This is a genomic window from Streptomyces sp. NPDC057682 (assembly GCF_042799575.1).
In the GTDB taxonomy this organism is placed as follows: domain Bacteria; phylum Actinomycetota; class Actinomycetes; order Streptomycetales; family Streptomycetaceae; genus Streptomyces.
Genome location: NZ_JBHVIN010000005.1, coordinates 166,480 through 178,141 on the forward strand (window position 1 = coordinate 166,480; position 11,662 = coordinate 178,141).

General features: G+C 74.4%; 9 protein-coding genes and 1 pseudogene. 7 read left to right on the forward strand and 3 right to left on the reverse strand.

What is annotated here, in order from left to right:
- Positions 1–21 precede the first annotated feature (21 nt).
- Positions 22–1,449 carry a Gfo/Idh/MocA family protein gene (locus ACFVDM_RS10600; RefSeq protein ID WP_383635928.1) on the reverse strand — a complete coding sequence of 476 codons (1,428 nt, stop codon included), beginning with the start codon at positions 1,447–1,449 and terminating at the stop codon, positions 22–24.
- A 221-nt stretch (positions 1,450–1,670) separates the two neighbouring features.
- Entirely contained in the window at positions 1,671–2,843 is a 1,173-nt protein-coding gene (locus ACFVDM_RS10605) for a four-carbon acid sugar kinase family protein (protein WP_383635931.1), read from the reverse strand.
- Between the two features lie 156 nt (positions 2,844–2,999).
- Here ACFVDM_RS10605 and ACFVDM_RS10610 point away from each other — a divergent pair, with 156 nt between their 5' ends.
- From ACFVDM_RS10610 to ACFVDM_RS10635, 6 genes are all read left to right on the forward strand, one after another.
- Complete coding sequence (locus ACFVDM_RS10610) at positions 3,000–3,452, forward strand: flavodoxin family protein (protein WP_383635934.1); 453 nt, start codon at positions 3,000–3,002, stop codon at positions 3,450–3,452.
- 183 nt (positions 3,453–3,635) lie between these two features.
- Entirely contained in the window at positions 3,636–3,749 is a 114-nt protein-coding gene (locus ACFVDM_RS10615) for a putative leader peptide (RefSeq protein WP_383635937.1), read from the forward strand.
- A gap of 73 nt (positions 3,750–3,822) precedes the next feature.
- A complete protein-coding gene (locus ACFVDM_RS10620) occupies positions 3,823–5,046 on the forward strand; it encodes an LLM class flavin-dependent oxidoreductase (RefSeq protein ID WP_383635940.1) in 1,224 nt (407 codons plus the stop codon).
- An 18-nt stretch (positions 5,047–5,064) separates the two neighbouring features.
- Positions 5,065–6,456 carry an NtaA/DmoA family FMN-dependent monooxygenase gene (locus tag ACFVDM_RS10625; RefSeq protein WP_383635943.1) on the forward strand — a complete coding sequence of 464 codons (1,392 nt, stop codon included), beginning with the start codon at positions 5,065–5,067 and terminating at the stop codon, positions 6,454–6,456.
- On the forward strand, positions 6,453–7,532 hold the full coding sequence (locus ACFVDM_RS10630) for an LLM class flavin-dependent oxidoreductase (RefSeq protein ID WP_383635946.1): 1,080 nt from the start codon (positions 6,453–6,455) through the stop codon (positions 7,530–7,532). Before ACFVDM_RS10625 ends, ACFVDM_RS10630 begins: the two co-directional genes overlap by 4 nt.
- Positions 7,533–7,598: 66 nt before the next feature.
- Entirely contained in the window at positions 7,599–9,053 is a 1,455-nt protein-coding gene (locus ACFVDM_RS10635) for a hypothetical protein (protein WP_383635949.1), read from the forward strand.
- Positions 9,054–9,076: 23 nt separating this feature from the next.
- Here the strand turns inward: ACFVDM_RS10635 and ACFVDM_RS10640 are convergent, their stop codons facing one another.
- A complete protein-coding gene (locus tag ACFVDM_RS10640) occupies positions 9,077–10,009 on the reverse strand; it encodes an aminoglycoside phosphotransferase family protein (RefSeq protein ID WP_383636763.1) in 933 nt (310 codons plus the stop codon).
- Between the two features lie 257 nt (positions 10,010–10,266).
- Between ACFVDM_RS10640 and ACFVDM_RS10645 the strand changes: the two are divergent.
- Positions 10,267–11,646, forward strand: a pseudogene (locus tag ACFVDM_RS10645) (hypothetical protein).
- Positions 11,647–11,662: the final 16 nt, after the last annotated feature.

The following is an 11,662-nucleotide window of genomic DNA, read 5'->3' on the forward strand; positions in this document are numbered from 1 at the left end:
CGTGCTCCTTCGCGGGGGCGTTCATCGGACGACGGGGGGCATCTCGGTATTGCGGGAGTCGAGTCCGGTGCGGAGATTCACCCAGGAGCCGCGGGTGAAGTCCGGGATGTCCACGGGCCGCCCCTTCGCGGCGAGGGACATCACGCTCAGCGGCACCGGCGCGCACCACGAGGCGGAGTCGTACACGTCGATGTCGGGGACGAGGCCGGCCCGCATCAGCTGGACCGTGCGCCACTGGAGGACGTAGTCCATGCCGCCGTGGCCCCCGTTGTTCGCGGCGTCGTCACCGATCTTCTTCCAGAGCCAGTGGTCGAACTCCTTGAGATAGGTGTCGAAGTCGCGCCAGTAGTCACCGCTGTGGTCGGGCTCGACGTAGACGCGGGCACCGGTCGGCGCGTTCCCGGCGTAGTCCTCGAAGATGCCCCGGCTGCCCACGAGCGAGTTGATCCTGCTGTACGGGCGCGGCGCGCTGACCGCGTGCTCGGCCCGGATGGTCCGGCCGTTCGCCGTCCGTATCTGGCACGTGACCAGATCGCCGTTGATGTACGTCTCCTGCCAGGACGGGTGCGACTTCGGCATGAAGCGCTCGCGGTAGTCGGCGAGCCCCTTCGGCGCGGTCGCGGTCGCGGTGAGGGTGGTCATCCGGTCGCCGCGGTTGATGTCCATGGCCGCCGCGATCGGGGCGAGTCCGTGCATGGCGTAGAAGGAGGCGGTGGAGCGGGTGTGCCACAGCCGGCGCCAGGAGTCGGTGTAGTAGGTGTCGGAGAACAGCAGCGCGCGCAGATCGTGCATGTAGCCGCCGTGACCGTTGGTCAGCTCCCCGAACAGTCCCTCGTGGGCCATCTTGAGCATCGCCAGCTCGTTGCGGCCGTAGCTGCAGTTCTCGGAGAGCATCAGGTTCCTGCGGGTGCGTTCCGAGGTGTCGACCAGGTCCCACAGCTGGTCGAGTTCGGTCGCGATGGGCAGTTCGACGACGACGTGCTTGCCCGCGAGCAGCGCCGCCTTGCCCTGCGGGTAGTGGAACTCCCACGGGGTCGCGATGTACACGAGGTCGATGTCGTCGCGCTTCAGCATCTGCGCGTAGCTGTCCGCCGACCCGCCGAACTCCGCGGGGCGCGGCTTCCCGGCCGCCACCAGCTGGTCGGCGGTGCGCTTGGCCCGGTCGGCGCGGATGTCGCAGACGGCCGTGACGACGGCGCCGGGGACGGCGGCCCAGCCGGTGGTCATCCCGGATCCGCGGTTGCCGAGCCCGATGACGGCGACCCGGACCGTGTCGTGCGCCTCGAAGGGGACGCCGATCATGGACTTCTGACCGGCCGCCCGGCGGGGCGCGGCGGCGGCCGGTGCCGCCGTAGCCGGTGCCGCGGCTCCGAGGCCGACGGCGAGCGCCCCCGTGGCCAGTGTTCCTCCCAGGACCGAACGGCGTGAGATTTCAGGGATTTCGGGCATGGGGCATCGCTCCTCATGACGAGACCGGCATCACTGGCGGGACGACTCTCGCGGGAACGACCGTGACATGTCAATAGTTGTTCATCAGGGCCGACTTTCACGCATTAGCGCGCAGGGATGCGCGTGGTGATGTGCGCCGATACTGTCCGATGTCCCGTCAGCAGCGGTGCACACGGAGCGGGTCGAGCGGGACGGACGTCCTGCTCGAACGACCGGGGCGGCTACGCCCCCGGGCGGCACAGCCGCACCAGGGTCTCCTCGTCCCCGAAGCCGCCGGCCTTGATCAGCACGGTGAAGCCCGGACGGCCGTGCGGCGTCGCGCGGGCGACGCCCGGTTCGGGCTCGTCGAGCAGATCCAGACCCTCGATCCCGAGCGCCGGCAGTACGGTCGCGGCGGTCTCCCCACCGGTGACGACCAGCGCGTCCACCAGCCCCTCGGCGGCCAGCACCCCGGCGACCGACGCCAGGGTCCGGGCGAGCGCCCGCGCCCGGCCGGGGGTGCGGCGGTCGTCCGGGGTGCGCAGGGTCAGCACCGGGGTGGTCAGCGCGCGCAGCGCCGCCACCGCGGCCCCGGGATCGTCACCGGCGACGACGCCCGCCGCGTCCGCCCGGCGGTGCAGCACCTCCAACTGGAGCCGGGTGAGCGGATTGGCGCTGCCCGCCACCACCAGCGGGCGGCGGGCCGGAGCCGGCCGGGGAGCGGCCGGTGCACCGCCCGGGAAACGGCGGGCCAGGGCCTGCGCCAGCCCGGGTGACCCCACCCACAGGACCTCCTCCGGGTGCGGCACCGCCGCCACCAGCCGGTCGAGGTCCGCGTCCGTCGCGGCCGAGCAGACGAACAGCCCGCCCCCGCCGATCAGCCCCGGCAGGCCCTCCACCCGCTCCGGCGCGACGTGCACCGCCCCGGGGAACAGCAGCCGCAGATCCCCGCACCGCACGGGATGCGCCGGATCGTCGGCGTACGCGCTCTCGTGCACCGGCACCCCGCCCACGTACTGCACCGCGTCCAGCGTCAACCGGCCCTCCGCCGGGAAGGCCGGGGCGAGGACGACGGCCCGGCGCCCCGACCCCGCCCACGCGGCCCGGACCTCCGCCCCCACATGCCCGCGCAGCGTCGAGTCGACCGTCTTGAGCAGCACCGGGGAACCGGCGAACCGGCGCGCCGCCCGCCCCGCCCGCGCCGCGGCCGCCTCCTCGTCCAGCAGCCGGGTCCCCAGATCGACCGCGGTCACCCCGGTGACACCCGCCACCGGGGCCGCCTCCGAGGCGGCTGACAGCACGATCCTCGCCGGACAGCCGCCGCGGCGGAACGGCGCCGCCCCGTCCCCGGCGCTCGTGAGGTCGTCGGCCAGCACGGCGATGCCCTGCCGGTGCGTCGTCGTACGGGATGTCATGCGTCCGCCCCTCCGGGGCCGGTCCCGGCACGCCGCCGGCCCCCGGGCCCTGTCCGGGTCCATGATCGACGACCCGGTCGGTCCGGACAACGCCCAGGTCGCACGCACGGCGGGGGCGCTTGCGGGCAGGCGGCCGGCACGGCAGGGTTCCGGGGTGTGGCCACTCTCCTGATCGTTCATCACACACCCTCGCCGAACTGCCAGGCCCTCCTGGAGGCCGTCCTCGCCGGAGCGACGGCGGACGGGATCGAGGGGGTCCGCGTGGAGCGGCGTGCGGCGCTCGCCGCCACGGCCTCCGACGTCCTCGCCGCCGACGGCGTCCTGCTCGGCACCCCGGCCAACCTGGGTTACATGTCCGGCGCCCTCAAGCACTTCTTCGACCAGATCTACTACCCCTGCCTGGACGCGACGCGCGGCCGCCCCTTCGGGTACTACGTGCACGGCGGCAACGACGTCACCGGCGCCGTGCGCGCCGTCGACTCCGTCACCACGGGCCTGGGCTGGCGGCGGGCGGCGGCCACGGTGAAGGTCACCGGTGAGCCCGCGAAGGCCGACATCGAGGCGTGCTGGGAGCTGGGCGCCACCCTTGCCGCCGGTCTGGCGGACTGATATCCGGTCGTACGCGTTCCCTGTCGGCAGGATTCGGTGCGCCAGGAGGGAACAGACGCGTGCCGACGCGCTGTTGTGACCGGTGCGGCGAGCGCCGCGACCATGATCCGGGGCCATTGCGCGGCGACGCCGTCGCGCGTAGCGTTCCGGACAGGTCCCGGGCCAGGAGGGGAGGCGACGGTCATGACCGAGTCCCGGCCGCTCGCCGTCGCGCTCGTGCCCCGCCACCGCGTCCACCTGTACTCCCGCCCCCACATCGACCTCCAGCGCGTGTCCGCCGCGCTCTGTCGCCCCTGATCCGTACCTCCGACGCCGCACCCCCCGACGGGGCCCGGCGATCCTTCACGGTCGATCAGGAAGGCACCCTCACGTGTCCGCATCGTCATGGCCGCACCCTGCCCGCACCCCGCTGCACCTCGCCGTCGCCCTCGACGGCGCCGGCTGGCATCCGGCCGCCTGGCGCGAGCCCGGCGCCCGCCCCGGCGAACTCCTCAACCCCGCGTACTGGACCGACATCGTCACCGAGGCCGAGCGCGGACTGCTCGACTTCGTCACCATCGAGGACGCCCTGCGCCTCCAGTCCACCCACTACGACGGACCCGACGACCGCACCGACCGGGAGCGCGGCCGGCTCGACGCCGTCCTCGTCGCGGCCCGCGTCGCCCCCCTCACCCGGCACATCGGGCTCGTCCCCACCGCCGTCGTCACGCACACCGAGCCCTTCCACCTCTCCAAGGCCGTCGCCACCCTCGACTACGTCAGCGCGGGACGGGCCGGCCTGCGGGTCCAGGTCTCCCCGCGCCGTGCCGAGGCGGCGCACTTCGGCCGGCGCACCTTCCCGGCCTTCGACGTCGAGAACGGCGACACCCCCACCGTCCGCGCCCTCACCGCCGAACTCTTCGACGAGGCCGCCGACTACGTCGAGGCGGTCCGCCGGCTCTGGGACAGCTGGGAGGACGGGGCCGAGATCCGCGACGCCGCCACCGGCCGCTTCATCGACCGCGACCGGCTGCACTACACCGACTTCGAGGGACGGCACTTCAGCGTCAAGGGCCCCTCGATCACGCCCCGGCCCCCGCAGGGCCAGCCCCCGGTCACCGCCCTCGCCCACCAGACGGTTCCCTACCGCCTCGTCGCGCGGTCCACCGACCTCGGCTACGTCACCCCGCGCGACACCGCGCACGCCCGCGCGATCGTCGACGAGATCCGCGCCGAACAGCGCGCCGCCGGACGGGACGGCGAACCCCTCCACCTCTTCGGGGACCTCGTCGTCCTCCTCGACGACACCCCCGCCGCCGCCGAGGACCGCCTCGGCCGGCTGGACGCGGTCGCCGGCGCCCCGTACACGAGCGACGCCCAGGTGTTCACCGGCACCCCGGCCCAGCTCGCCGATCTGCTCCTGGAACGGCGCGAGGCCGGACTGACCGGCTTCCGGCTGCGACCCGCCGTCATCGCCCACGACCTGCCCGCGATCACCCGCGGCCTCGTCCCCGAACTCCAGCGCCGCGGCGCCTTCCGGACCGCGTACGAGGCCGACACCCTGCGCGGACTCCTCGGCCTCGCCCGGCCCGCCAACCGCTACGCCACCGTCTGAGCCGGAGGGACCACCGACATGAGCAGCGACCGCGCCACCGGCAAACCGGTCAAGCAGATCCACCTCGCCGCCCACTTCCCGGGCGTCAACAACACCACCGTCTGGAGCGATCCGCGCTCCGGGAGCCACATCGAGTTCAGCTCCTTCGCCCATCTCGCCCGCACCGCCGAACGCGCCCGCTTCGACTTCCTCTTCCTCGCGGAAGGGCTGCGCCTGCGCGAGCAGGGCGGACAGATCTACGACCTGGACGTCGTCGGACGCCCCGACACCTTCACCGTGCTGTCGGCCCTCGCCGCCGTCACCGACCACCTCGGCCTGACCGGCACCATCAACTCCACCTTCAACGAGCCCTACGAGGTGGCCCGCCAGTTCGCCAGCCTCGACCACCTCTCGGGCGGGCGCGCCGCCTGGAACGTCGTCACCTCCTGGGACGCGTTCACCGGCGAGAACTTCCGCCGGGGCGGCTACCTCCCGCAGGAGGAGCGCTACTCCAGGGCCCGGGAGTTCCTGGCCACGGCGCACGAACTCTTCGACTCCTGGCACCACGACGACCTCGTCGCCGACCCGGCCACCGGCACCTTCCTGCGGGACGCCCGCGCCGGCTCCTTCGTGCACCGGGGACCGCACTTCGACATCGAGGGCCGCTTCAACGTCCCCCGCAGCCCCCAGGGCCGCCCGGTGATCTTCCAGGCGGGCGACTCCGAGGAGGGCCGCGAGTTCGCCGCCGCGGACGCCGACGCGATCTTCAGCCGGCACGCCACGCTCACCGCGGGTCAGGCCTTCTATACCGACGTCAAGGGCCGCCTCGCCCGTTACGGCCGCACCCCCGACCAGCTCCTGATCCTGCCCGCCGCGACGTTCGTCCTCGGCGACACCGACGCCGAGGCGGCCGAACTGGCCCGCGAGGTCCGCCGGCAGCAGGTCAGCGGAGCCACCGCGATCAAGCACCTCGAATTCGTGTGGAACCGCGACCTCTCCGCGTACGACCCCGACGGACCGCTGCCCGACATCGACCCCGACCCCGGCGAACACACCGTGGCCCGGGGCCGCGCCCAGGTCCGCATGTACCGCGACCCGGTCGCCACCGCCCGGGAATGGCGGGAGCTGGCCGCGGCGAAGAACTGGTCGATCCGCGATCTGGTCATCGAGACGGGCAACCGCCAGTCCTTCGTGGGCTCTCCGGAGACCGTCGCCACCACCATCGACGCCTTCGTCCAGGCCGACGCCGCCGACGGCTTCATCCTCGTCCCGCATCTCACCCCCGGCGGACTGGACGGCTTCGCGGACACCGTCGTCCCACTGCTCCAGGAACGCGGCGTCTTCCGCACCGAGTACGAGGGACCGACCCTGCGCGACCACCTCGGCCTCGCCCACCCGGACACCGCCCGGACCCGGCGGGCCGCCTCGTGAAGTTCCTCGCGATCACCCTCGTCGCCCACGCCCCGGACCCGGTGACGGGGGTCCTGAAGTCCACCCACGAGCGGTTCCGGGAGGTGGTCTCCAACGCCGTTCTCGCCGACGAACTGGGCTTCGACGGCTTCGGCGTCGGCGAACGCCACGAGAGGCCGTTCCTCTCCTCCTCGCCCCCGGTCGTCCTCAGCCACATCGCCGCGCTCACCTCGCGGATCCGGCTGTTCACCGCCGTCACCACCCTCAGCCTGCTCGATCCGGTGCGCGCGTACGAGGACTACGCCACGCTCGACCAGCTCTCCGGCGGACGCCTCGACCTGATCATCGGCAAGGGCAACGGGACGGCCCAGCGCGAACTGTTCCAGGTGACGGCCGACGACCAGTGGGACCGCAACACCGAAGGGTACGAACTCTTCCGCCGGCTGTGGCGCGAGGACCGGGTGACGGCCGCCCCGCGCTTCCGCCCGCCCCTGCACGAGGCCGAGGTCTGGCCGAAACCCTTCCAGCAGCCGGTCAGGGTCTGGCACGGCAGCGCCACCAGCCGCGCCTCGGTGGACCTCGCCGCCCGCTACGGGGACCCGCTGTTCTCGGCTAACGTCACCCACCCCGTCGAACCGTACGCGGAACTGGTCCGTTACTACCGGGAGCGCTGGACGCACCACGGCCACGACCCGGCCCGTTCCGCCGTCGGCGCCGGAACGGCCGGATTCCACGCCGCCCGCACCTCTCAGGAGGCCGTCGCCGCGTACCGGCCGGTCTACGAGGGGCACCGCACCTTCCTCCGGCAGCACGGTCTCGAACCGGTCTTCACCACCCTGGAGGACTTCGTCGCGCGCAGTTCGGCCCTGATCGGCAGCCCGCAGCAGATCATCGAGAAGGTGCACCGCTACCACGAGGCGCTCGGGCACACCGTCCTGCACCTCCAGGCCGACGCCGGCGGCCTCGGCGACGCACGGCACCGCGCCTCACTGGAACTCTTCCAGTCCGAGATCGCCCCGGTCCTCCGGCGGGAGATCCCCGATCCGCCGTTCCCCTGGGCCCCGGTCCGCCCCGCTCCCGTCCCCTCCGCGCATTGAGCCTGCCGTGCGGCGCCCCGCCCCGGGGCGCCGCACGGCAGGCGCCCCTCGGTAGGCTCCCGTCGCATGACCGACCCCGTCCTGCACCTCCTGCGCACCCGCCCCGAGCTGGCCGAGACGGCCGCGTTCCCGTTCGACTTCGACGTGAGCCGGGCGTACCACGTGGAGGACGTGCACCTGGCGTCCGGCGCCTCCCTGGAGCCGATCGCCGGGGACGACACCGGAGGCACCTACTTCCTCTCCGGCGGCACGGCCGTGCTGTACGCCTCCTCGGAGGGCGACGCCGTGCTCGTCGCGGACAGCGTCACCGAGGCGCTGGAGATGCTGGTGCGGCTGCCCGGCTGGTGCGAGGGCCTCACCGCGGACCTGGACGAGGAGGAGCTGCGGGCCGTCGTGCGGGCCTGCGACGACGAGGCGCGCGAGGAGTTCGCCCCCGATCTCGACGCGGAACGCGCCGCGCTCATTGCCGGACTGGGCCTCCCGGACCGGCCGCTCACCGAACTCCTCGCGAGGGCGGAGGCCGCCGCCGCCCGTACCGAACCGGACCACCTCCTCCTCAACTCCGCCGAACTCTGCGCCTACCGGCTGCCCGACGCGTACCGGATGTGCCTGCGGGACATCGTCCTCGGCCCGGCACGTGCGGCTCTGGAGCGGATGCGCGCCGACGGCGGCGCAGCGCCGGCCGACCCGGTGGCGCGCGCCGGAATGCTGCGGGCCGCCCAGTTCGACCGCCGCGCCGACGATCTGCCGCTGCTGCGTGCCCTGTTGGCGGCCGAGTGCGCCGAGCGGACGGAACGGCACGAGGAACGCGGGCTGGCCGCCGTCCTCGTCGCCCTGCACGGCCGCGACGAGGACGTGCCGCTCCTGCGCGAGGCCACCTCCGGGCGGGTCACCGACGCCCGGGGCGCCGTCGCCTGGGCACAGGCAGAGGACGCGAGCCGCTACGGGCAGGACCCCGCGGCCGTGACCGATCTGACCTGGGCCGACCTGGCCCACCGCCAGGGCCTGACCGGGCACGCGCGCACCGCCCTCATCCGGATGCTCGACGACACGGGCCCGGACGCGGTACGGCTGCGCGAGCTGAGCCGGGCCCTGGAGGGGATCGGCGACCACGCACAGGCCGCCCGCGCCCAGTTCAACCTGCTGTCGCTCCAGGACACCCCGACGGGCCGGGCCTCGGAGGCGTACGTCCTGGCCCGGCTGGAGCGCCGCAAGGGCGACCTAGCCGCGGCGGGCCGGGCGCTGGAACGGGCGAGGGCCGCGGTCGGCTCCGGCGGCCCGCCCCCCGACGAGCGGACGGCCGGATGGCACCGGCGCGGCCTCGGCCGGCTGATCACCGAACAGCACCTGGAACTCGCCCTGGCCGCCGCCGAAGCCGGCGACAGCGACCTCGCGCACACCACCATGGCCCACGCCCGGACCCTGCTCGGCCTCATCGCCAAGGAATCGGCGAAGCGGCTCGCCCCGCTGTCCGGCCGCGCCGCATGGGCGGTGGCGGCCCTGCGCAAGCCCCGACCCTGACGGACCGGGACCGGCCGGGACGGTCAGACCCCGTCGGCCAGGTGCTCCGCCATGCCGTCGGCGAACGCCACCAGCCCGTCGCGCTCGGACCCGCCCCGTGACCGCCGGAATCCGTGCAGGCGCCCCCAGAAGGCCGCCTGCACCGCCTGGAACTGGGCCCACCGGCGGACGCGTCCACGATCCAGCCCGGACGCCTCCGTGAACACGTCCAGCGCCCGTTCCAGCCCTGCCCGGACGTCACCGGCGGCGATCAGCACCGGTGCCCGCGTCTTGAGGAAAGTGCCGCCGTCGTACGCGGGATCGCCGGCCAGGCCCTTCGGATCGACGGCCAGCCACGGCTCACGGCGGGCGCGCAGGATGTTCCGCCCGTGGAGATCGCCGTGGATCATCAGATCCGGCCCGTCGACGGTCAGTTCGCGGACCGTGGCCACGGCGGCGGCCACCGTGCGGCCGGGCAGCGGCCGGCCCAGCTCCTCGAAGTCCCGGCGCAACCCCGCCTCCCAGCCCCCGGCCAGGTCCCGGAGCCGGGGGAGCCCGCGCGGCGCCGGGACCGCGAGCCGCCTGCAGACCGCGCCCGCCACCCGGGCCACCGCGTCCCCGTCCTCCGCCTCGCCCAGCGTGGTGGCCTCCACGCGCTCCAGCAGCATCGCGAAGTCCGCGTCGGCGCGGGCGTACAGCCGCACCGCCCCGCGCCCGTCCCACACGGTGAACGCGTCCGGCTCGTGGACGTTCCCCGGATGCGGGAAGGACACCTTCAGCACGGCGTCCCCGCCGCCCCTCCGGCGTACCGGCAGCACGATCCCGACCCCGCCATGGTCCGGCTCCCCGGCGGGAACGCACTCCCAGCGCTCCAACAACGCGCCTACGCGCGTGGGCAGTTCGGCCGCCCACGCCGCACCGGCCGCGCCCTCCCGCTCGACGGTGCCCCGTACGAACGCCTCCGGAATCCCGATCACCATCCCGGCACTCCAAGGGCTGCTCCCCGCCCCCGGCCGCCGTCGCACGCCTGCCGGAGGAGATGATCCGTCGCGGCGGACGCCGGCGGGAATCGGACCTCGCACCCCGGGCGTCGTCTCCTCGGGAGGCCCTTCCGGCGGTTGCCGCCCCGAACGAAAAGATCTCGACCCCGGGACGACCGACCGCTAGGCTGCCCCGCGATGACGAATCGGACTGTTCACAGATTGGGGGACCCGAACAAGCAAGGCGAGTGCTGATGACCACTCACCGAACGCTTCGGGATCCCTTCCTCACCTTCTGGCTGCGCGTGCGCGAGTTCGCCGTGCCGCCCTCCATGATCGAGACCGCCACCGCCCGCCGCACGGCCGGTGACTGGGCCGGTGCCTGCGCGGCGGCCGGGGTCGACGTCGACCTCGCACCGCGCACCCTGGCCGCCACGCACGGCCGGGAGCTCACCGACCGGGTCCGGGCCGACCTGCGCCATCTGGCACCGGACCTGCTGCGCTGGCATCTGCCGAGGATCGCTCCGCGCGGACTGCTGCGCCCGGGGCTGACGATCCCTCTGGCCCGGTACGAGACCGGCGAACCGGGCCCCCGGGCGGCCGTGCACCTGGTCGTCCGGACCCCGCCCGCCTGGGCGGACGCCGGACAGCGGATCAGTCTCGCCCTGTGGGACGGGGCCCGCGCGGCACCGGTCCGCCACCCGCACCCCCGGCCCAGCACGCGCTTCCGGCTGGATCTGCACCGCCACCTCTGGGACGCGCGCCGAACCGCCGAACTGGGGGAGCGCTCCGGAGCCGGTCCCGCCGCGGCCGGCCCCCCGCCCGGTCAGGAAGTCGCCGCGCTGGTGCCGCCGGACCGTCGCTGCGCCGTGGACCGCTGGGCCGCAGAGGCGTAGCTGCTGCTGCGGGCCGACTCCCGGACGGACCGGACGTTCGCCGTGCGCCTGGGCGGCGGACACCGGCTCCTCCTGGAGCCGGTCGCGGACGGTGACGGATCCGGGGCGCCGTGCGCGCTCCGGGTCGCCGATCCGCCCGGCGAACGGTCCGGCAGCATTCCGCCCGTGCTCCCCGACGCCGCCGTCTGGGCCCTGCCCGACGCGGAGCTGGTGCGGGACGGGGTGCTCGACCCCGGACGGCTGCACCCGCTCGTGCGTACCGCCCTGTTCCCGGACCGTCCCGCCTCCCTGGCGGCCGGGACGGAGGACGCGGCCGGGCGGATCCGGCTGGTGGACTGCCGGGGCGAGCGACACCGGATCGGCCTCGTCGACGGCGTCCTCGCCCCGCTCGACCACGATCCCGCCGAACTCCGCCGCGAAGAGCTGCTGGCCGCACTGACGGGCACCCCCGTGCCCTGTCTCCAGGCCGTGGACGCGGCGCACCGCCGCCCGGACTGCCTCGGCGGCGTCCGCGAACGGCTGGACCACGGCGACATCGGTGGCGCGCTCGCCGTGGTCGAGGGACTGCTCGGCCCGGACGCGGTCCTGCGCGACGGCCCGCTCCGGGACGAGCTGGAATCAGCGGCCCGGCGCCGGATCGCGTACGGGCTCTTCCGCGCCGGACTCGCCGAGCCCGCCCCGCGCGCCCGCCGACGGGAACCGGTCCGCACACGGTCCCCCCGCCGAAGCCGCCCCTGACCCCGTCCGATTACGG